At 44.8% G+C, this 20,783-nt stretch carries 19 protein-coding genes, 1 tRNA gene and 2 riboswitches; of the genes, 10 read left to right on the top strand and 10 right to left on the bottom strand.

All coding sequences use genetic code 11. The features are described 5' to 3' along the window. Positions 1-32 precede the first annotated feature (32 nt). On the bottom strand, positions 33-1,010 hold the full coding sequence (locus A4E54_RS12930) for a GTPase (RefSeq protein ID WP_286726345.1): 978 nt from the start codon (positions 1,008-1,010) through the stop codon (positions 33-35). Between the two features lie 184 nt (positions 1,011-1,194). Between A4E54_RS12930 and A4E54_RS12925 the strand changes: the two genes are divergently transcribed. Further along, a complete protein-coding gene (locus A4E54_RS12925) occupies positions 1,195-1,638 on the top strand; it encodes a YaiI/YqxD family protein (RefSeq protein WP_286726344.1) in 444 nt (147 codons plus the stop codon). 126 nt (positions 1,639-1,764) lie between these two features. Here the strand turns inward: A4E54_RS12925 and A4E54_RS12920 are convergent, their stop codons facing one another. The 4 genes from A4E54_RS12920 to A4E54_RS12905 all read right to left on the bottom strand — a co-directional run bounded on the left by A4E54_RS12920 (position 1,765) and on the right by A4E54_RS12905 (position 5,444). Continuing rightward, positions 1,765-2,076, bottom strand: a complete 312-nt coding sequence (locus tag A4E54_RS12920) for a ribbon-helix-helix domain-containing protein (RefSeq protein ID WP_286726343.1) — start codon at positions 2,074-2,076, stop codon at positions 1,765-1,767. 169 nt (positions 2,077-2,245) lie between these two features. Further along, positions 2,246-3,259 (bottom strand): AmmeMemoRadiSam system radical SAM enzyme, encoded by a 1,014-nt coding sequence (gene amrS, locus A4E54_RS12915; RefSeq protein WP_240083850.1) that lies wholly within the window; start codon positions 3,257-3,259, stop codon positions 2,246-2,248. 18 nt (positions 3,260-3,277) lie between these two features. Beyond that, positions 3,278-4,678 carry an AmmeMemoRadiSam system protein A gene (amrA, locus tag A4E54_RS12910; protein ID WP_240083849.1) on the bottom strand — a complete coding sequence of 467 codons (1,401 nt, stop codon included), beginning with the start codon at positions 4,676-4,678 and terminating at the stop codon, positions 3,278-3,280. Positions 4,679-4,733: 55 nt separating this feature from the next. Beyond that, the gene (locus tag A4E54_RS12905) at positions 4,734-5,444 is read right to left on the bottom strand and encodes a LysE family transporter (protein WP_286726342.1); all 711 of its coding nucleotides are present in this window, start codon (positions 5,442-5,444) and stop codon (positions 4,734-4,736) included. A gap of 139 nt (positions 5,445-5,583) precedes the next feature. On the opposite strand from A4E54_RS12905, the gene fliK reads away from it, so the two are divergent. Both fliK and A4E54_RS12895 read left to right on the top strand, forming a co-directional pair. Continuing rightward, a complete protein-coding gene (gene fliK, locus A4E54_RS12900; protein WP_240083847.1) occupies positions 5,584-6,180 on the top strand; it encodes a flagellar hook-length control protein FliK in 597 nt (198 codons plus the stop codon). 12 nt (positions 6,181-6,192) lie between these two features. Further along, a complete protein-coding gene (locus A4E54_RS12895) occupies positions 6,193-6,495 on the top strand; it encodes an EscU/YscU/HrcU family type III secretion system export apparatus switch protein (protein WP_240083846.1) in 303 nt (100 codons plus the stop codon). A 53-nt stretch (positions 6,496-6,548) separates the two neighbouring features. Here A4E54_RS12895 and A4E54_RS12890 read toward each other — a convergent pair whose 3' ends face one another. Next, on the bottom strand, positions 6,549-8,972 hold the full coding sequence (locus A4E54_RS12890) for a Lon protease family protein (RefSeq protein WP_240083845.1): 2,424 nt from the start codon (positions 8,970-8,972) through the stop codon (positions 6,549-6,551). 199 nt (positions 8,973-9,171) lie between these two features. Between A4E54_RS12890 and A4E54_RS12885 the strand changes: the two genes are divergently transcribed. From A4E54_RS12885 to A4E54_RS12875, 3 genes are all read left to right on the top strand, one after another. Next, positions 9,172-9,260: transfer RNA gene (locus A4E54_RS12885), tRNA-Leu, on the top strand. Positions 9,261-9,785: 525 nt separating this feature from the next. Beyond that, complete coding sequence (locus tag A4E54_RS12880) at positions 9,786-10,610, top strand: methyl-accepting chemotaxis protein (protein WP_282442340.1); 825 nt, start codon at positions 9,786-9,788, stop codon at positions 10,608-10,610. A gap of 506 nt (positions 10,611-11,116) precedes the next feature. Then, positions 11,117-11,173: riboswitch (Fluoride riboswitch) on the top strand. A gap of 40 nt (positions 11,174-11,213) precedes the next feature. Beyond that, positions 11,214-11,272, top strand: a riboswitch (Fluoride riboswitch). A 165-nt stretch (positions 11,273-11,437) separates the two neighbouring features. After that, positions 11,438-12,643, top strand: a complete 1,206-nt coding sequence (locus A4E54_RS12875) for a cation:proton antiporter (protein WP_286726341.1) — start codon at positions 11,438-11,440, stop codon at positions 12,641-12,643. Between the two features lie 188 nt (positions 12,644-12,831). On the opposite strand, the gene A4E54_RS15810 is transcribed toward A4E54_RS12875, so the two are convergent. Continuing rightward, on the bottom strand, positions 12,832-13,014 hold the full coding sequence (locus tag A4E54_RS15810) for a stalk domain-containing protein (protein ID WP_240084808.1): 183 nt from the start codon (positions 13,012-13,014) through the stop codon (positions 12,832-12,834). A 180-nt stretch (positions 13,015-13,194) separates the two neighbouring features. Beyond that, a complete protein-coding gene (locus tag A4E54_RS12870) occupies positions 13,195-13,359 on the bottom strand; it encodes a YegP family protein (protein WP_240084807.1) in 165 nt (54 codons plus the stop codon). Between the two features lie 443 nt (positions 13,360-13,802). On the opposite strand from A4E54_RS12870, the gene A4E54_RS12865 reads away from it, so the two are divergent. Further along, positions 13,803-14,201 (top strand): hypothetical protein, encoded by a 399-nt coding sequence (locus A4E54_RS12865; protein ID WP_240084806.1) that lies wholly within the window; start codon positions 13,803-13,805, stop codon positions 14,199-14,201. Positions 14,202-14,239: 38 nt separating this feature from the next. Here A4E54_RS12865 and A4E54_RS12860 read toward each other — a convergent pair whose 3' ends face one another. Then, the gene (locus A4E54_RS12860) at positions 14,240-15,220 is read right to left on the bottom strand and encodes an eCIS core domain-containing protein (protein WP_240084805.1); all 981 of its coding nucleotides are present in this window, start codon (positions 15,218-15,220) and stop codon (positions 14,240-14,242) included. A gap of 329 nt (positions 15,221-15,549) precedes the next feature. On the opposite strand from A4E54_RS12860, the gene A4E54_RS12855 reads away from it, so the two are divergent. The 3 genes from A4E54_RS12855 to A4E54_RS12845 all read left to right on the top strand — a co-directional run bounded on the left by A4E54_RS12855 (position 15,550) and on the right by A4E54_RS12845 (position 19,839). Then, positions 15,550-15,969 (top strand): MarR family winged helix-turn-helix transcriptional regulator, encoded by a 420-nt coding sequence (locus A4E54_RS12855; protein ID WP_240084811.1) that lies wholly within the window; start codon positions 15,550-15,552, stop codon positions 15,967-15,969. Positions 15,970-16,157: 188 nt separating this feature from the next. Continuing rightward, on the top strand, positions 16,158-17,885 hold the full coding sequence (locus A4E54_RS12850; RefSeq protein WP_240084804.1) for an ABC transporter ATP-binding protein: 1,728 nt from the start codon (positions 16,158-16,160) through the stop codon (positions 17,883-17,885). A 4-nt stretch (positions 17,886-17,889) separates the two neighbouring features. Further along, positions 17,890-19,839 (top strand): ABC transporter ATP-binding protein, encoded by a 1,950-nt coding sequence (locus A4E54_RS12845; RefSeq protein WP_376741825.1) that lies wholly within the window; start codon positions 17,890-17,892, stop codon positions 19,837-19,839. Positions 19,840-19,856: 17 nt separating this feature from the next. Here A4E54_RS12845 and A4E54_RS12840 read toward each other — a convergent pair whose 3' ends face one another. Beyond that, on the bottom strand, positions 19,857-20,753 hold the full coding sequence (locus tag A4E54_RS12840) for a sensor domain-containing diguanylate cyclase (protein ID WP_240084803.1): 897 nt from the start codon (positions 20,751-20,753) through the stop codon (positions 19,857-19,859). Positions 20,754-20,783 lie beyond the last annotated feature (30 nt).

The following is a 20,783-nucleotide window of genomic DNA, read 5'->3' as shown; positions in this document are numbered from 1 at the left end:
GACATCGCTGCACCTTCTAAAAACGCATACAATTACCGGTTTATCTCAACGATATCCTTGTCGTGCAAATGATAATCCCGGTTGACGGACTGGCCTTCGTAACGGGCTGAGCCCCAAACTCTGACGTTTTTCATCAACTGCGGCAAATCACGGTGGATACTTTCAGCCAAGTCCAATATGTTACTCCCTTTTTTCAAGATAAAGGGAGTTTTCATATCCGGAGCTTTACCAGGCATTTTTGTATAGACGCGGATGACCTTCAGCAGTTCAAAAACCTTAACCCGCATTAATTCCAAGCCAATCCCTGTCTCTGCTGAAACAGGGATTATTTCCAGATCAGCCGGTCCAAGTTCATTCATAATCTGAATATGTTCAGCGCTGCCTTCCACCTCCGCTTTGGTCGCCAGCACCAGGCAACGGTCAAGTGGGATAGCGCGCATTCCGGACGATACATCGTCGGCAATAATCTTCTTTTCTTTTAGATAACCATAACAAGTCAGGAGTTGCTCAAGACAGTCATCTGAACCTGCGTCGACCAAAATCAGCAAGGCATCGGCGTTACGAAGAGTGCCGGGCAAGCCGTCGGGGACCAATTCTCCCGTGATTGGCGGGGTATCAACCAATTGAATCAATATGTCCTGATAAGCCATCATTCCTGTCATAGGTAAAGTCGTGCTGAAGGGGTATTCGGCTACTTTGGGCCGGGCTCTGGTTACGGCGGCAAGTAAAGAAGATTTGCCGGTGTTTGGGAACCCCAACAACACAACTTGTCCGGCACCTTGCTTTTCTACCCAGAAAGGATCTTTACGCCCTGTTTTAGCCTTTCTTTGTCCTTCTTCCTTAAGCTTGGACAAACGCTTTTTTAAATCTGCCTGCATTTTTTCAGTACCTTTATGCTTTGGTATCACTGCGAGCATTTCTTCTAAAGCGGCAATTTTTTCCGATACAGTAACGGCTTTTTTAAAATTTTCTTCTGCTTTATAATATAGCGGTGTGAGATTAGCGGGCAAGTTTAATCTCCTCCCAAGAACCAATTTCATTATATATAATTATAATTTATAACTTCTCCCAAATTCAAGAAAGCAAATCAACATGCAAAATGTTGAGAATCTGCTTTTTTACATAATTTATATAAATAAGGCAAAAACGACTTTTAAAGATACTTATACATTCACATAGGGATGGTTTTTGAGCATGAGAATAATAATTGATGCCGATGCCGCTCCCAGAAAGGTATTGGGAATATGCCGGCAAGCCGCAGCTCAATTTTCGCTGCCTATGATTACCGTAGCGAACTTCAACCACCGGATCGATTCGCAAAACCATATCGTGGTTGGAAACGCTCCTCAAGAGGTTGACATGCAAATAATGAAGCTGGCCCTCAAGGGAGATATTGTAGTCACTCAAGACTGGGGTCTGGCTGCAATGGTTTTGGGTAAGGGAGCCGCTGCATTATCCCCTTCAGGACGTATTTTCGATTCGACCACTATTGACTTTCTGCTGGAAGAAAGGGAACTGAAAGCAAAGCACCGGAGAAGCGGCGGCAGAACTAAAGGGCCGGCTAAAAGAACGTCAGATGATGATAAAAATTTCAAAAAAGGTCTTTACATTTTACTAAAAGACCGCAGCCTAAATTAGCAGTACTGTAAAAGACCCAGCCGGCGGACATAACAAAAGACCCTTCAGCTGAACGGGTCTTATTGGCTATTAACAACTCTATTACCGCTGTGACAGGCGGCAACCTGTGATCAGTTATCATGCTTATTACTTGCGTTTATTTTTCTTCTTCTTTTTTCTATTTTTAGTTGTTTGGCTCTGCTCAGTAAGTTTTATTTCTTTAGATGCATTTTCTTTAACATTGTCCTTTTTCCCAACTGCCAGCATTGCTTCATAAAACCCAGACAGATTTTCCCTGGTTAATTTTGGTTCATCTCCGAATGATGCTTTTAAATTTGCCAGAAATAAAGAAATAATGTCACGTACTACTTCACTGCGTTTCTTATCCAGCATCTGGGATATTTCGTCTAAGAGTTTCCAATCATCCTTATCAACGTATAAATTTACCCTCTCTATCATCTCCTGGATTCCCCTTACCTCTACTCACTAACTATGAACAAAATATTACAAACAATTATAATTCCCGGTTTAATTTATTTCAAGAGTTTTAGTGCGAAAATTTCTATTTTATCGCTAATTAACTGATAATATATCCTGTTATCGCTTAATATATGGTACATGGTAATTATTATACAATAATATCACCGACAATATTAATTCTCCTGCCGCAATACCGGCATCTCTTATTATCCAGACCGGTCGCGCCGACAGTATAACCGGTCCTGCTGATTAACTTGTTTCCGCATTCCGGACAGCAGGTATCCTGTTCATCCAACTCCCGGGCGTTCCCTATATAAACGTAGGAAAGCTTCTTGCGGGCTATATCCCCGGCTCTTTTTAATGTTTTCAGCGGCGTTGCAGGCAAATCCATTTCAAAATTCGGGAAATAACGAGAAAAATGGAGCGGTATTTCCCGGTCCAGGGCAGCAATCCAGTCAACCAGCCTTTCGATTTCTTCAGAAGAGTCGTTAAGGCCGGTCACCAGGAGGTTGGTCAACTCAACATGACATTTTTGCGCACAGGCTATCTCGACCGTTCGCAAAACCGGTTCCAGCCTGCCTACGCAATAATTCCGGTAATAATCCCCGGTAAAACCTTTAATGTCAATATTCATAGCGTCAATATACGGAAGAATTTCACGCAGCGGAGTCTCGTTAATATAACCGTTGGTAACCAAAACATTTTTTAACCCCGCCTCGCCGGCTAGCCGGGCTGTATCCAGCACAAACTCGTACCACATAAAAGGTTCAGAATAGGTGTAGGCGATGCCGGCATTCGGGTAGCCCTTCTCTTTTTGCCGCCGGGCCATTTCGACCGCTTGTTCCGGTGTGAGTTCGGCCGTGTCCGGGTCTCCGTGGGCAATGCTCCAATTCTGGCAAAAACCGCAACGCAGGTTGCAGCCCACAGTACCAAATGACATTATCAAAGAACCGGGGTAAAAGTGGTACAAGGGCTTTTTCTCAATCGGATCCAGTCCATAAGAAGTTACCTTGCCGTAATTGGCGGCATAAAGCTTACCTTTTCTATTCTCTCTCACCCGGCAGAAACCGGCCTTATCTTCCCGGATGGTGCAAAGCTTCGGACAGAGGCGGCAAGCTGTGAGATTCTGCTCTTTTTTTTCATAGAATAAGGCCTCGCGCACCGGTAAAAACTCCTTCAATTATTTATATCTGATCACTTCAAACCTCTCCAACTGAACCGGCTCATTCGGCCCGATTCCGGCTTTTTGCCGTGCTATGGAAACCTGCTCTTCGACAGTGTCAACCCCTTCAAGATTAGGCAACAGTAAACCGCTCCGCCGTCCGCTCCGAACAATTACCCCATACTTTTCCGGATTAAGTTCATTGAAGCCGCTGACCAGTTCGGTGGGCTGAAGGACATCAACAGAATACTCCAGGTCTGCCAATTCCTCTTGCCTAACCGGCTGGAAACGCGGATCGTTTGTCCCGGCGCTGATGGCATTGGCAACCACTTCTTCGGCTATGCTTGGTCTGGTTGGTTCAATAGTACCGATGCAACCGCGCAGGCTCCCACGTTTTTTAATTGATACAAACACGCCGGCTCTCTTCTTGTATTCCTCCGGCATACACGATACATCCACAGGAGGTTCGCCTTTAACATGTCTTTCCAGTGTTTCCCTGGCGACCTTCACCAGAAAGCTTTCAGCGGCCCGGCGCCGCGCTATTCTTTTTTTTTGCTCATCCTCTAGCCTGGCCAGAACGGACTGCGATTTATTTTCTCCGCGCGGTTCCAAGGAAGCCACCATATAGCCGACTCCGAAAGGCCCTTCGTAAGATAAAATCTCAGATTTGACATCGTAACCGTCCAGCGCCCCCAGCATCATCACAATGGAACGATAGCCGCATTCACCGGCCAGTTGCACCAGGGTTTGCTCCATCTTCAAGACGCCTTCAATATCCGGAACGGATAGCAACCGGACCAACTGTTCGTCAAATTCTTTACCCCGCGGCAGGTAGCCGCCGGGAGCGTCCTTAGTCAATCCGTGAGAGAGGTCCCCACTTGCCACCAAGGCCACTTTTCGACCCAAAGACTCCGCGGCCCGGCGAACCGCGATTCCGAAAAGATAAAGCTTTTCTAACGGCGCAAAGGCCATGGCCACATGGACAAAGGGCAGCTCCACGCCTCCCTTTTGGAGAAAATAGAGGGGCACGGTAACACCATGGTCAAGGCGCAGGTTGAGATCATATCTTTTTTCCATATCCTCATGCAGATCTACAACATCAACACCGATAGCGGCAGCTTGTCTGTTGATACTGCCCGCCAGCAGCTGGTCGTTATTCAGGTTGAACTGCAGTCCCCCGGCTCCGAAACTTGCCAGATCACCTTTTAACGCCGCTACCCGGTTAATTGCAATCACATCCCGAAAAACCGGAGCATGCGGCGATATTATTACGACTGTCTCAGCGCCGCTTCGCTTAATCCGCCTGCCCAGTTCAATAATTGCCCGTTGGGTCGCAGCAACCTTTTCCGCTTCCTCCCGGCCGACCTCCGGCACGGCAATAGGCGGGTGAGGGCATATTCCGCAATATACAACCGACACGATAACATTCTTCCTCCTTTTTATGATGGTTTATTTTTACCACAGGCTAAAACATTCATACAAAAAGACCATTATAAAGAAAGTAGCTCCCCAGACCGATCATAAAAACAGCGCAGGCAGTAAGAACACCTTTGTACACACCGTCGCTTAAAATCTTTCTGCCACCGGCCGCTGCCGCGGCCACCAGGCTGTACCAAGTGAAATCGGACAAAATGTGCCCTGTAAAAAAAACAGCTAGACCAGTGTAACCGCTGTTCATTGACGTAGAAATATAAGCCAGTCCGACAGTCGCCCACCAAATCGTCCAGTAAGGATTAGAAATACTGACCAGCATACCTAATAATACAGCGTGCAGCCTTCTTCTCCCCAAAGAAGGCTCGCTCTCAGCGGATTTACTTTCACTTATCATGCCGGTTACCATACTTCCGTCACTTGCGCTATTTGTCTCCCGTTGTTGTATATTAAATTTTAATTTTTTTTTATAGACATCGTTAACTATGCCATAACCCATATAAACCAGGGATGCTCCGCCAACTACAGCGATGATATGCGCTACAACAGGTTGGGTCAAGAAAAACGAGAGTCCGCCAACAAGCGCGAAGACCAGGGCTAATTCCAGAATCCCGTGCCCCACCATTAGAAGAGGACCGGCGACAAAGCCCAAACGGAAGCTCTCTCTAATTGACACAGTCAGTAACGGCCCGGGTGCCATCGCTCCCGAAAAACCAACTATGAAAGCAGTAGTAAATATAGCCGGCAAATCCATCAAGACACCACCAAATCATTTATCTTTATCATTATCTTCTGCCATTATAATCCTTTTCATCAAAAACTTACCCCCTTCACAAAAAGCGCATATAGGCCGATTGATAGAATAGATTGAATAATTGAGCGGGGTTAGTAACATGAATATCAGCTTATTAACCAACTTACTATTTGAATTGTCCAATCGTAATATCAGCAAGGTATCGCCCGCACCTAAAACAGAAGGTGCCGCGAGTGCCCGGGACGCGATGGCTCTTGGCAAGAAAGTGCTTGATGCGCTGGATAACACCCCTCATGCAAGGTATTCCTCGCGAGCTGAAACGAAGCAAACTGTAGAACCAACTGCCAACCAGCCTGCTTTTACTCCCCTGCCCCTGCGCTCCGAGCTTTATCCGGAAGCCAGGTTTTTCGCCAGATTAGACGAGAGAAACGCGTCAGATTCGACCACCGCGAATAAAACCGCCACAGAAATATTTGTCTACATCGACACCGACAACATGGGCCAGATCTGGATTAACCTGTCATGGCGGAATAATTGCTTATCCGTCAGGTATTTTACCGACAGCGAAAGGTCAAGCGAAATCCTGCGGGAAAACTTCTCTCCAATAAGAGACGCTCTAAAAGAAATCGGGTTTCAGGAAGTGTCTCTAACCAGCCAGGCTCGCGCAGGTCTTGGCGGACTTACTAACGAGGTACTTCCCAAGTTTGAAGCTTATTTGCTGAACCAAAAGATTTGAGGTTATTATTTTATGGAAGATTTGCGAAAAGAAATTGCCACAGCGCTGCGCTATGAACCTGGCAAGGATGGTGCGCCAATTGTTGTTGCTGCCGGCAAAGGACTAAAAGCACAAAAGATAAAAGAGATTGCTAAAAAATCGGGAGTACCGGTGTACCGGGACCAATCTTTGGCTAAGACCTTACACGACCTGGGAATTGGGAGAGAGATTCCGCCAGATTTATATGATGCAGCGGCCAAGATCCTGGTTTTCGTTGCCGGCCTGGATCAAAAATCTACTAATATGAATACCGGTACCCAACACAAAACCCGCTAGCGCAAAACAAGTGTTTAATTATAATAAGGTTGTGATTAACTCCGGTAATTTTATTACCTATTTGGTTTGTCTGTCGAAGCCATATCTATACATTCAATGAAATCTCCATTAATTTTTTGTTCCACCAGGCTCATAACACTACCGTTGGGGTAGCTGCCGTCTTCCATCATTTTTCCCGCTGCTACTCCACTTAATAATTCAATGCCTTCTTCAATATCCTTAATTGCATAAACATGGAATTTCCCTTCATTCACAGCATCTATTATTTCTTCCTTCAACATTAAATTTTCAACATTTTGGATAGGTATCACCACACCCTGCTCTCCTGACAAACCTCTTGCCTGACAAATATCAAAGAAACCTTCAATTTTTTCAGTCGCTCCACCAATTGGCTGAATTTCACCGAACTGATTAACTGAACCTGTTACCGCCAAGCTTTGCTTGAGAGGAACACCAGACAAACTGGAAAGAATCGCGTACAGCTCAGCACTGGAAGCACTGTCTCCTTCCACACCGTCATAGAGTTGTTCAAAAGTAATTTGCGCAGTTATTCCGAGCGGTTTTTTCTGAGCAAACTTTCCACCCAAGTATCCGGCCAAAATAAGGATGCCTTTAGAATGAATACTCCCGCTCATCTGAGCCTCGCGCTCGATATTTATAATGCCGCCACGTCCCAGATAAGTCCTCGCGGTAATGCGAACCGGCCTGCCAAATACATAACCGCCAAATTCGCTAACGGCAAGACCATTAACCTGCCCTACCACAGAGTCCTGAGTATCAATCATTATTGTATTACTAATAATTAACTCCTGAATATTTTCTTCTATCCTGCCGGAACGGTATCTTCGCTCTTTTATAGCTTTTTGCACATGACTTGCTCCAACAAAGGAAGAGCCTTCAAATTGAGCTAATGCTGCCGCTTCATAAACAATCTCGATTACTTCATTGAACTTGGTGGAAAGCTTATCCTGATGTCCCGCGAGGTAAGAACCGTACTCGGTCAATTTGCCCAGACCCCTCCAATCAAAATGCTTCAAGTCGCCTTCACGGCAAACGGTACTGACAAATGAAGCATACTTGCGCAAGTTTTCCGGAGTCCGGGGCATTTCCGTGGCAAAATCAACCTTAACTTTAAAAAGTTTCTGGAAGTCTTCATCAATATTATACAGTAGTTGATACAGGTGCGGAGAACCGATGAGGATTACCTTGGCATTAAACGGGATCGGTTCCGGTCTCAAGGTAACGTTAGGAACAAGATGATATTGTTCACCAATATTTTCCACCATGACCTGGCGGTATTTGATTGCTTTTTTCAGCGTGTCCCAGATTAACGGATTACTTAAAACGTCTTTAGCCTGTAAGATAAGGAACCCTCCGTTTGCCCGGTGAATCGCGCCAGGCTTTACCATTGTAAAATCAGTATGTGTAGACAGGACATGGCTGCGGTACTCAACCTTCCCGAAAATATTATAATAACTGGTGCTGGGTTCTGTTACTACGGGAGCGCCCGCATTTTTGTCGTTCGCAACAAAAAGATTAACTTTGTAACGGGTAAACTGATCAGTGTCATCCTGTTGAAATTGCACCGGAACAGACGGCATGGCCGGCTCGGCCACCTGGTTTTTAAAGGAAACAGTGTTTTTCGTTATGTCTCTTAAAACCTCTTTAAGATATTGCACAATTGGCTGAAACGAATCGTATTTTACCAAAAGCCTGTCAACAATGGGACCCGCGGCAGATAAAGCGATTTGCTTTTCCAATTCTTCTATTTTTTCTTTTGCCTGTTTTTCCAGTACCCGGCCATTATGCATAGTATCATCAAACTTTTTTTGCAGCCTCCGCCCTTTTTCCTCTATTTCCCGGCGTTCTTGGACAGGAATGTGATCGAATTCCTCGGGCGGGATAGGCTTGTTATCCTTCAGCGGTATGAAGACAAACCCTCTTTGGGTTTGCTTCATATTAAATTCAGCTTCTCTGGCTTCCTGATTGAGCTCCTGAAAATAATCATCCATCTGTTGCTGAACAGATTGTATAATTAAACTTTTTTGTTGCTCATAATCACCTTCTTCAAAAGCCTTCGGTATGGCAATCCGCAAATCAGACAGCAATTCTTCCATGTCTCTCTGAAACCCATAGCCCTCTCCGGCAGGCAATGAAACAGCCAGAGGGCGGTCCTGATCAGCGAAGTTGCATATATAGCACCAATCGTCCGGCGCGGTTTTACCCGCAGCCACCTGAGACACAACAGCCTGAGTGTATGTACTTTTACCTGTACCCGGAGGTCCGACAACAAAAATATTATAACCCGAGGCACTCATGGCCAAGCCAAATTGCATAGCCCTTACCGCGCGTTCCTGAACGATGAATCCATCAAGCGGCGAAACATCGGCGGTTGTTTTACAAAAATCAAATTCTTCCCGGCTACAAACTCGCCTTAGCTTATCAACCGGCACTTTGAGTTTCTCCAGGCTATCCAAATTACCCCACCCCCTAGCCTTTCTATATCTAATCATGATTCTACAGACAACCATTTACTCCTTCTTTTGCTTTCTTGTATCAATGATACACCCCTCATTTAATAGAGTGACCTGATGCTCAAGCACAGGCATGGTGCCCGAGCAGTTGACAACTTAATTTTGGATGTGCTAAAATGACTGTGCGAAATTAGCGCTATATGCCCGAGTGGCGGAACTGGCAGACGCACAGGACTTAAAATCCTGCGAGCCTCAAAGCTCGTACCGGTTCGATTCCGGTCTCGGGCACCAATAAAATCAAGGTTATTTTAAAGATCTGGCCATTAAATAAAATGGCTGGATCTTTGCATTCGGTGCCCAAATGAGCAAAACACAAAACAAACGAACCGACAAAACGTCTTTTAAATATTCCCCCTACACCCTTATCCTCCCAATCACTCCGCCCGCCATTACTAACAAAAAAACGCCAACGTGTGAGCATCAGTGCCAATCAAAACCCGGATTAGCGCCGGGCTGAATTATTTATTCAATATTTTTTGTTTCTGCTCTTTAAATTTTTCCTCAGTGAGAATACCCTGCTCTTTCAACTTTGCCAGACGCTCAAGTTGGTCAATAACATCATTTGTTAATGAAGTAGATGTATTCTCCGGCATACTAGCATGAGGTGCTCGGGATGTTTGTACCTGGACGGGTTGGGGTAGAGTTTGGTCATGGGGATCACCAAGTTTTCATGAAAATTTTGTCGTATTATGTTTTATGTAGTAATATGTAATTGAGAGAGCTTAAAAAGCATATTCAAAAGTTGAGGTGACAGAAATGTTATTATCAGAAGATAACGTCCTGGATCAATTAGTAGAAATTGCCCCGATCATCCAGGGAATGCTCCCAATGGACTTCATGATCGGAATATCGGACAAGGAGAAATATATTTATTATATCCCAAGTTCCGAAATAGACTTGGGTGACTTGGCCGGAAAACCAGTTCCCGAGGGAGGCGGTATGTATAAAGCCATTACAACGGGAGAAGTTACTGAGGTGGTGTTAGATAAAGAGGTCTATGGCGTATCTTTCAAATCAAGGAGCATACCTCTGAAAGATAAAAAAGGTGATGTAATAGGCGCTATATTCATCGGTCTCGGTTTGAAGGGCAAGGATGAGGCGAACCAAATAGCCCAATTAGTAGTATCTTCAACTCAACAGACCTCAGCTACAATAGAAGAACTTGCTTCGTCCGCCCAGCAACTGGCTAATAGTCAAGACATCCTAAAGATACAGGTTGAAGAAATAATTGCTCAGGTCAAGAAGACTGACACGATTTTAGGGTTTATTAATGAAGTTGCTAACACTTCTAATCTACTAGGTCTTAATGCTGCCATAGAGGCAGCAAGGGCCGGAGAATATGGCAAAGGTTTCTCTGTCGTGGCCGATGAAATTCGTAAGATGTCGGTAAAAAGCGCTCAGAGCGTCAAAGAAATCAAAGATATCCTTGCTACAATAAATAATAATGCAATGACAATGGCTGAAAAAGTTATTGATACAGCCGCTCTAAGCGAAGAACAGGCTGCAGCCACTCAGGAGATTTCCGCAGCCATGCAAGAACTAACCATCTCAGCGGAAAAAATTCAAAAAATTGTAGAATAAACCAATGACCGGAAGCTGCCTCTAGAGGGTCAGCCTACTACCATAAAGGAGAATGTTGCTAGATGACAAAAGTGTATCCTGTAATCCTTACCCCCACCAATTCGGGATATGTTGTAACTTGACATTAATACACAAGGTAAAGACCTGGCAGAAGCAATTTATATGGCTCATGATGCTATTGGCCTTTGGGGAGTATGCGAACAGGATGACGGACGCATATTCCCAGAACCGTCCGCCTATGAACCTCCGCATGAAGCTAATGAGTTTGTTTCGTGGGCGGACATCGACTTTGCGAAATACCGCAAAGCAAACGATTTAACCACTATGGAATCAACGTATCAATTACTAAATATCTAAAAGTCCTTGGTGATGAAGCAGGAGTAAATTTTTCTCAGGTCCTCCAAGAAGGATTAAACCCGCCTCGGAATAGAAAAGCAGCCTTAACCGGGTTGCTTCTATCAAATCAATTTTTATATTTTTTTAGAGGGTATGTTATATATGTTATAATAATATATGGTGATGGAGCTCGCCATATGCGGATCGTTGATGGCTCCTACCGGTAATGGGAGGTTTTTATTTTTTGAACAAAGTAATATTATCCCCGCTACGGGGGGCGATGGAGTTCGCCTGAGCATTAAAAAGCTGATGACTCCTACCTTCGGGTGGGGGTTTTTGTTTTTATAGCTCTTATCAAACTTTAATTGCGAATACGAGAGGGGGTGGTGTAACTTTACAGTTTGTTGCAGTCAAAAATTATTTAAGGAGCTGATAATTGATTTCTTATCCTATATGTTATAAATCTTTAAAAATGAAAGGTGAACGAAAATATGGAACATATCTATATGCTGGCTTTCTTTTGGCTTGGATTGGCTGTTTTTTCGGCTATCATCGCCTATCACCTCCGCATTTCAATTGCACTGGTAGAAATATGCGTTGGAGTAATTACAGCTGCTGTAGCTGCTTCCCTCGGTAAGACAGAAGCTTTAGGTTCTAATCAGGAATGGTTGACTTTTCTGGCTTCATCCGGAGCTGTTTTGCTGACTTTCCTGGCTGGTGCTGAACTTGAAAAAGACGTACTTCAAAAAAAGTTGAAAGAAGTAACGGTTATTGGGCTAATCGGCTTTTTCGCACCGTTTCTGGGTTGCACCGCGATAGCTTATTATGCTCTTAGTTGGACATTGCAGGCTAGTTTGTTAGGCGGTGTGGCACTTTCCACGACCTCAATGGCGGTTGTCTACGCAGTTATGCTGGAAACCGGCTTCAACGAAACCGAATTCGGCAAAGGAATTCTAGGAGCTTGCTTTATAAATGATCTTGGAACAGTCATTGCCCTTGGCCTTATATTTTCCCCGTTTACCTATAGGACTGTTGTTTTTGTTATTGTAACTGCTGTGGTCTTGTTCCTGTTGCCTTTTCTCACCCGGTGGTTGACCCGTGTTTATGCATACAGGACTGCCGCTATAAGGGCGAAGTGGGTCATACTCGTCCTTTTTGGATTAGGTGCTTTGGCTGTTTGGTCGGGAAGTGAGGCGGTGCTTCCCGCATACCTCATTGGTATGATTCTGGCCGAATTCTCCAATAAAGACACCTTCTGGCTGCGAAGATTAAGGACTTTAACCGTGGGATTTCTCACCCCTTTTTATTTCATTCGCGCGGGTACACTTGTTTCTTTATCCGCTTTGATTACGGCACCATTGGCCTTCCTGGTTTTGCTGGCAAGCAAAGTGATGTCGAAGATTTTCGGCTTATATCCATTTATTGGGTTGTTTCGGCGTGAACGCAATGAGCGATGGTACTACACTCTGATGATGTCCACCGGATTAACATTTGGAACAATCTCAGCGTTATTCGGCTACTCCCATGGAATTGTAACGCAGGCTCAATACTCTTTTTTGGTGGCATCAGTTATTGCCAGCGCAGTTGTTCCAACGGTTATCGCCGGATTTGCTTTTCTACCCCGGCATCTCCTGCCCGAGCCGGAAGAACAGATAAAACCCACATATAAAGAAGAAGACTTGAGCGAAGAGGGTTAAATTTATTTTCCGTATACTATAAAGTGGTTGGAATTTTTGGTTTCCAACCACTTTAATACTCTGTTTTATAGCAAAAATGAAGCAAAAGCCCCGCTCACCATTGAGCAGGGTTTACATTGAGGACTAAGCCGGTTTTGCGAAAGTCCCTTGATTAGTATGCTACTTTTTCAGCGCATCTATGCAACCGCCTAACTAATTGTTACGGTTCTGGTTGCCCCATCCCAGGCCACTGTTTTGCCCAATGCTTCTGTCAGAGCTCGGACAGATGCCCAAGTACGGCCATCGATCTCTTTTCCTTCCAGGATCTGCCCGGCAACTTTAATAGTTATCCCGACGACATAAATATTAGGCGTTCTCTCCCGACTTAACATCCTTTATTACTATATATTAACCACTTACGTTATGGCCTACAACCTTCCGAACCTCACCTCTCGGTGACGCCCTGCCTGACAGCTTGTGCTTCCGGTTGGCCCGGCGCACTTGGGGTCTTTAACCCCATAAGTATGCCAAACTGTCAGGCACACAAAGAAAGAGCCCGAAGGCTCTTTTCCTTAATCACTATACCCACGTCCTCTAGCATTTTCGATACAGTCTTCCTTATTATTAAATCCTCGAGTAGATGAAGCAACAGTTCTTCCGTCTAACATTTTACGTGCCCATTGCCATAATCCCTGGCTATCTCTATAAAACTCCCACTTATCTTCCCACTTATCCAATTACTCACCCCCTTTCCACCGTCAAATTTCGGTAAAAACGGGTTTTTATTGACAGAACATACCGTCATAAAACAACACACCAACTGCTTTTGGCACAATAATAATGCCCTTCCAGGGTATATATTACAAATCAATTATAATTTAAACTGTCAATTCTCCCTTGTCAAGCTCAAGAATCTTTATATGGATTTATTAAACCTGCTTTTTGGCGGCTTTTTGCGTTTTTCTTTGTTTTGCTACCGCCCCCCTTTCTAATTGCTCCACCGCAGATGCATTACAGCTTCTCTTTGTTTGCTGTCCGGAGGCGGCGATTTCCTGTATTTTAATACACCTTGCGTTGGATGCAAAAAAAAACTCATACAACCACATAGCCAATATTGCCCATATATGGTAATATTGGCTATGTGGGAATTAAAGCTATGAAAAAAGTGGGGTGATATCATATGGAGCAGGTTCTGAAGGTTATAGCAAGTATATTAAATAATGTTCATGATTCTATAGTTTACATTTCTAAATACCTGGGATTTAAGCCAACAGACCAAGAACTTCATTTCTGGGTAATTGGGATCATCGGCATAATAATTTTTTTTGTTGCAGACGTTACTTTTAAACGCCTAGCGAAATGGTCAATATCCGTCATTTCCCTTATTTTTACATCAACTGTTCTAATGGTATTTGTTTTTGGGTTAGAAATTGAGCAGAAAATAACTGGTAGAGGCAATATGGAATTTTCCGATATTACTTCAGGTCTATGGGGTTTTGGAGCGATATTCGGCATTTATTTGATTACCAGGGTCATTGTCTATCTTGCTAAAAAAATGTATTACAGAAAGAAGGCATAAAATAATTTTATAATATCATCATGGTTGCCGCCGCACGGCTAGGATAATTTATGATCCCCCACGCGGACTATGGTTACTACTTCATTATCATCATCTACGTCAAAATATGCCCGCGCTCCCCTTGATAACCGAATTGAAAACCTGCTGCCGCCTAAATTTTCATATTCTGCATCACCAATCTGTTCAGCTGCTTCCCGCGGGTGCAACCCATCATTATTTATCGCATTTTGAAACTGGTCAAATTTATCCTGTTCCGATTTTGTCATTTCTACAAATACGGCTTTCTCTTTGTTTAATGTCCAGACAGCTTGAATTGGAGTTTTACTTACCGTATTTAGTTCTATTACTTGCCATTTTGATTGTATTAAATAATTTGTGCTCTGATAGTTTGAATCCCTAAGATTACTCCCTTGTTTTGCTTGAAGTGCCTTCTCTCCCATTTCATCCGCTTCCTTTTCCAGCGCCGGTTCATCGTTGACAGGCAATCCTAACGCCTGCGTTGTCGGCTGAACACGCCCCTGCTTCTGCTGTACTGCGTGCCATGCTTCGTGCGGCAAATGCTTCTCCTGTCCGGAAGCAACGTAAATATCCGTCCCCTGCGTGTACGCGAGGGCGCCTACCTGCGATGGTTTATCCGAATTACGGTGCACACGAATATCCGAGAGATCGAAACCGGAAAGTGTTTCGATACCTGTTTTAAGATTATCGGGCATCCCCGTATTATTAGCCTGGCGCTGTCTTTTCGCCATTTGAACCGCCTCTTGCTGTTCTTCCTCCGGCAAGTCATCATCATTGGATTCAACCCGCTGGATAGGTTGAAGGATATGCTTTTGCCGGATTTTTTGCTCCAAAAATTGCATAACAGCATGATTACCAATCGCACGCTGGAGCTGGATAATTTTTGCCGGTGTCAATGAACCGTGGTTTGCAATAACGTCATGTGAAGTTTTATTTCCATCTTTTTTCTTTGAAATATCATGCTTATTATTTGCATCCGTCTTTGGCGATTGAGTAAACATACTCTTTCCCCCTCAATGTAAAGCCGCCATAAACAACTAAAGTTCGTATCTTTCCCCATTAACGGCTGTTAATATATTTCATATATTAACACATATGTATGGTAAAATACAATTCATCTCTTGCGAATGCCCCTATTAACTCTTTTGCCACTAGTCCACTGCGAGGTTACGTACGGATAAGCAATTGCAAACCAAATGCTGTTAGTGATTAATAATTATTTTAGTTAATAGTTAATATATATTTACCAACGACGCCCGATTGCTGTATAATGTTTTTATTGTTTAACCAAATTTACATATGCCGGAGGTGTTATAGTAAATTGGAACAAGTGGCCGACGACTTACTGGCACTTATGGCCTGTGTGCGTGACAAATTCATCAGGCCGGCAGAATTAATTACACGCTCCCGGATAAGCCACGTTCAATTTTTTGCGATATCTGTGCTGCGGCGGAGCGGATCTCTTTCGATGTCGGAATTGGCCGGTAAGATGCAGATATCAAAACAACAGCTTACTCCTCTCGTCTACAAGCTCATTGACAACGGTTTGTTAATCAGAAAAACAGATGAAAAAGACCGGCGGATCGTCCGCATAGAAGCAACAGAAACCGGCAGAAACATGTTCGATGAAATACTAGCGGAAATAAAAAAAGATCTTATTGAAAAACTTGAAACACTTCCTGAAATGGAACTGAATGAACTAGAGCAAACGCTGAAGAGGACCTATGAGATTCTGAAAAGCATTTACTAAATTATTGTCAGGCCGGTGTATTAAAAACGCAATCCTTTAAGGTGGTCTATGGAATGAAATAGATTTGGAAGGACTATTTCAAGGATCGGGCCTGGCGCAGTTTGCAAGGATGAAGTTTTTTGACAATATGCCGGTAAAAGCCAATTAATCAACTGGCCAATTAAATTCAAGCGGAGATTGAATAAACCATGCTTAGACTATCCCGATTTCTTAAGCCATATATGTGGAATTTGTTTTGGGTGATAGCGTTCCTTTTCGTCCAGTCCCTGGCGGAACTATCTCTGCCTACGCTGATGTCGGATGTCGTCAATAACGGCATGATGAAGGGCAATACAGATTATATCTGGAAATTCGGGAGCTACATGCTCCTCGTAGCGCTTGCCAGCAGCCTCTGCTCCATTATGAGCAGCTATTTGTCTTCAATTATCGGGGTGGGCTTCGGCAGAGACATCCGCGACAAGGTTTTTTCACGCGTGGAGAGCTATTCCCTGCAAGAATTCGATAAAGTTGGCACTGCTTCCCTGATCACCAGAACAACCAACGACGTTATTCAGGCACACACCCTGGTGGTAATGGGTTTGCGATTTATGGTCTATGCCCCGATCATGTGCGTCGGGGGTATCATCATGGCGTTTTCCAAGGATAAGCAGCTTACTTTAATCCTGGCCGTAGTTCTCCCCGTCATGTTGCTCTTGATTGCATGCATCGCCAGTGTAATCGTTCCCTTGTTCAAATCAATGCAGGTCAAGCTGGATAAAGTTAATCTGGTACTCCGTGAAAATTTGACCGGCATCAGGGTCATTCGCGCCTTCAACAGACTCAAGAGCGAAAGTGAACGGTTCGAGAAAGCGAACCGCGACCTGACCGAAACCTCGATCAAGGTAAATAAAATAATGGCGGCGATACAGCCGCTCATGATCATCATGATGAATTTTACCTCGATAGCAATTATCTGGTTTGGTGGCCACCGCATCAGTCAAAATGAAATGCAAATCGGAGACATGATGGCGTTTCTTCAGTACGCGATGCAGGTCATGTTTTCCATCATCATGGTGACAATTATGTTTGTCATGGTTCCGAGAGCCCAAGCGTCGGCCTTGCGGATAAATGAAGTACTGGATATGGAACCGCGAATATTTGACCCTTTACACAGTGAAAAATCCGACGGCCAGGGCGGCCGAGTGGAATTCCAGGATGTTACTTTCAGCTATCCCGGCGCTGAAATGCCCGCCGTCAGAAATATATCCTTCACCGCTTATCCCGGCGAGGTGACAGCCATAATTGGCGGTACCGGCTCGGGTAAATCCACTCTGATTAATCTGATACCGCGATTCTATGATGTTGGCAGCGGCCGTGTCCTGGTTGACGGAGTGGATGTCCGGCAAATGCCCCAGAAAGATCTCCGGGCGAAAATCGGGTTCGTGCCCCAGACGCCAATCCTCTTTAGCGGCACCGTTTCTGAAAACATCCGTTACGGCAAGGCTGACGCCACCGACGAGGAGGTTGCCCGCGCGGCGGAGATCGCCCAGGCAAGCGAGTTCATTTCTAAGATGCAAGACGGCTATAATTCACTTATCTCTCAGGGTGGAACCAATCTATCCGGCGGGCAGAAACAAAGGCTTTCCATCGCCCGCGCTTTAGTCAGGAAGCCCGGGATATATATCTTGGACGATAGCTTTTCAGCCCTCGACTTCAAGACTGACGCCCAACTACGGGCGGCGCTTAAAAAAGAAACCACTGTTTCCACCGTTATTCTTGTTGCCCAGAGGGCTGGAACAGTCATGGACGCCGACAGGATCATCGTATTGGATGAAGGGCGGATTGAAGGCATCGGCAAACATAAGGAACTAATGAGTACATGTACAGTATACCGTGAGATTGTATCCTCCCAATTGTCAAGAGAGGAGATTGCGTAACATCATGAACGGAAAAGATTCACCAAGAACCGGTCCGGCGCGTCCAGGCCATATGGGCCGCGGCCCGATGATGGGGGCCCCGGTGGAAAAAGCAAAAGATTTCCGAGGAACGTTAAAAAGATTAATAAATTATCTGCGGCCGGAAAAGTACCGTTTCATTGCGGTGCTTATTCTGGCTATTGTAAGTACACTTTTCGCAATTGTGGGACCCAAAATCATGGGGAAGGCTACGACCAAACTTGCTGACGGGATGCTCGCCAAGTACGAATATTATACCCAGCTTTATACAGCTATTCAAAGCAATATGCCGGTTGAGGTGATCAGCAAACTTAAAAAGCAGCCCATACCGACCTTTGACTTCGAATATATAGGAAAAATTCTGCTATTGCTGCTCGCGCTATATTTAATCAGCGCCCTGTGCAGCTACGTGATGGCCTTTATCATGTCGAGCGTGTCACAAAAAACTGTTTATCAAATGCGCAACGACGTGAAAAACAAGCTTGACCATCTTCCGCTCAAATATTTCGACCGGCGCACCCATGGCGAGATCCTGAGCCGGGTGACGAATGACCTGGACAACATTGCGACGACACTTCAGCAAAGTTTGACCCAGTTGATCACTTCTTTGGTGACTGTTATCGGTATTTTGATCATGATGCTGACAATCAGCCCCGTGGTGACTCTTATAGCACTGTTTACCCTTCCGGCCAGTATGTTCATAACAGCTATAATCACCAAGAAATCTCAGAAGTTTTTCGCGGACCAGCAGAAATGCCTTGGTGAACTCAACGGTCATATTGAGGAAATGTACGCTGGACATAAGATCGTTAAAGCATTCGGAAATGAAGAAGACTCAATAATGAAGTTCAAAGAGATTAACGCAAGACTGTACGGCGTCGGATGGAAGGCGCAGTTCATGTCCGGCGTTATCTTCCCGGCCTTGAACTTTGTAAATAATGTTGGTTATGTTGCCATATGCGTTGCTGGCGGCTTATTGGTCGCGCACAAGAAAATTGAGATCGGTGATATCCAGGCGTTCATCCAGTATACCAGGCAATTTACCCAGCCGATCATCCAGGTGGCCAATATAGCCAACATATTGCAGTCTACAGTTGCTTCAGCGGAACGAGTATTTGAGATTATGGATGAGGTTGAACAAATCCCTGATCAGGAGGACGCGAAAGTCATTAGGCTCCCGCAAGGCAATATCATATTTGAACATGTAAGGTTCGGCTATAAGGAAGATGCTCCGCTTATGGAAGATCTCAGCATAAATATTAAGCACGGCAATACTATCGCCATCGTCGGGCCGACCGGAGCGGGTAAGACAACTCTGGTGAATCTGATTATGCGCTTTTATGAGGTCCAAGGCGGGCGGATCACCATCGACGGCGTGGATATCAGGGACATGAAACGCGGAGATTTGCGTACGATGTTCGGGATGGTGCTGCAGGATACATGGCTATTCAATGGCACCATCAGGGACAATATTGCTTATGGACGTAAAGGTGCCACCGGGGAAGAGGTCATCCGCGCGGCAAAGGTCGCCAATGCCCATCACTTCATCAAAACTCTCCCCGATGGTTATGATACTGTGCTAAACGAAGAAGCTTCAAATATTTCGCAAGGCCAGAAGCAACTTTTGACCATAGCCCGGGCTATTCTCGCCGACCCGGCGATCCTCATTCTCGACGAAGCCACCAGCAACATCGACACGAGAACCGAAGTGCTTATCCAAAAAGCGATGGCAAGATTAATGAAGGGAAGAACCAGCTTTGTAATCGCTCACAGACTTTCAACAATCCGTGACGCAGACCTTATCCTCGTAATGAACAAAGGAGCCATCGTAGAACAGGGTAATCACAACGATCTCCTTGCCAAGAAAGGCTTCTACGCCGACCTTTATAACAGCCAGTTCGCGGGCGGCAACCTTAGTGATCAAGTTATATCTTAGCTACTGCTGAGAGCAGTTTAAACTGATACCCTATTTCTACCCATTTTTTTGCTCCGGAACATCAGTGCATCTGCTCTCTTCACCATACTATCCACCGTATCACCGGGAACGGCCATCGTGGCCCCTGCGGATACAGTAACCGATACTACATGCCGCCCATTTGAATAGCGTGATTGTTCAACAAGAGCGCGCAGACTCCCGGCAATAGACTGAAGCATATAAATATCACCGGCCGGTATCACCACAATAAATTCCTCTCCACCCCAACGGCAAACCAGACCCTTTCCATTAACTCCTCTTTTTAAGGTCATTGACACCATTTTCAAAACTTCATCGCCCACATCGTGCCCATGTTCGTCATTAACCTTTTTAAAATGATCTATATCTAGAAATATCACCCCGAAAAATGAACAGCCACAATCGGACATTTCTTTAATTTTACCCTGTAAATGAATTTCCGCATAACGCCGGTTGGCCAGCCCGGTTAATTGGTCCAACAAAGAGAGCTCACGCAGTTGCTCTATCTGTTGGACTAGATCTATTTTGGGGGAATTGTCATTAAAAATCTCGATAGCGCCAGTGATCTTCCCGTTCAAGTCCCGGAGGGGGGATATACGGATAAAAACAGGAACCCGATAACCTCCTTTGTGCCGAAGAAATACCTCAGCCTCACGCATTACTCCATCTTCGATGGTTTTTGCCAAGGGGCACATTCCCTTGCAAAGTAAGGTACCCTTGCTGTCAACATGTGTGAGCAAATTTTGCCAGCAATATGAACCAACAACCTCCGCACTTTTAAAACCGGTAATCTTCTCCGCTCCTTTGTTCCAAAAGGTAATTTTTCTCTTCCTGTCTACAATATATAAACCGTCATAGAGATTCTCCAGAATATCCTGGCAATTCTGAACATCCATTATATCACCGTCTTCAAATAAATGTTAATT

The organism is Pelotomaculum sp. PtaB.Bin117 (assembly GCF_002067195.1).
In the GTDB taxonomy this organism is placed as follows: Bacteria; Bacillota; Desulfotomaculia; order Desulfotomaculales; family Pelotomaculaceae; genus Pelotomaculum_D; species Pelotomaculum_D terephthalicicum.
This window is presented reverse-complemented; position numbering and strand designations above follow the sequence as displayed.

Coding starts and splice junctions, on each gene's coding strand:
- A4E54_RS12860 (WP_240084805.1), bottom strand. CDS start 15,220: ATGTTTACTCAATCGCCAAAGACGGATGCAAATAATAAGCATGATATT.
- A4E54_RS12875 (WP_286726341.1), top strand. CDS start 11,438: ATGGAACATATCTATATGCTGGCTTTCTTTTGGCTTGGATTGGCTGTT.
- A4E54_RS12845 (WP_376741825.1), top strand. CDS start 17,890: ATGAACGGAAAAGATTCACCAAGAACCGGTCCGGCGCGTCCAGGCCAT.
- A4E54_RS12905 (WP_286726342.1), bottom strand. CDS start 5,444: ATGGATTTGCCGGCTATATTTACTACTGCTTTCATAGTTGGTTTTTCG.
- A4E54_RS12880 (WP_282442340.1), top strand. CDS start 9,786: ATGTTATTATCAGAAGATAACGTCCTGGATCAATTAGTAGAAATTGCC.
- A4E54_RS12850 (WP_240084804.1), top strand. CDS start 16,158: ATGCTTAGACTATCCCGATTTCTTAAGCCATATATGTGGAATTTGTTT.
- A4E54_RS12865 (WP_240084806.1), top strand. CDS start 13,803: ATGGAGCAGGTTCTGAAGGTTATAGCAAGTATATTAAATAATGTTCAT.
- A4E54_RS12895 (WP_240083846.1), top strand. CDS start 6,193: ATGGAAGATTTGCGAAAAGAAATTGCCACAGCGCTGCGCTATGAACCT.
- A4E54_RS12840 (WP_240084803.1), bottom strand. CDS start 20,753: ATGGATGTTCAGAATTGCCAGGATATTCTGGAGAATCTCTATGACGGT.
- A4E54_RS15810 (WP_240084808.1), bottom strand. CDS start 13,014: ATGTTAAGTCGGGAGAGAACGCCTAATATTTATGTCGTCGGGATAACT.
- A4E54_RS12920 (WP_286726343.1), bottom strand. CDS start 2,076: ATGATAGAGAGGGTAAATTTATACGTTGATAAGGATGATTGGAAACTC.
- A4E54_RS12925 (WP_286726344.1), top strand. CDS start 1,195: ATGAGAATAATAATTGATGCCGATGCCGCTCCCAGAAAGGTATTGGGA.
- fliK (WP_240083847.1), top strand. CDS start 5,584: ATGAATATCAGCTTATTAACCAACTTACTATTTGAATTGTCCAATCGT.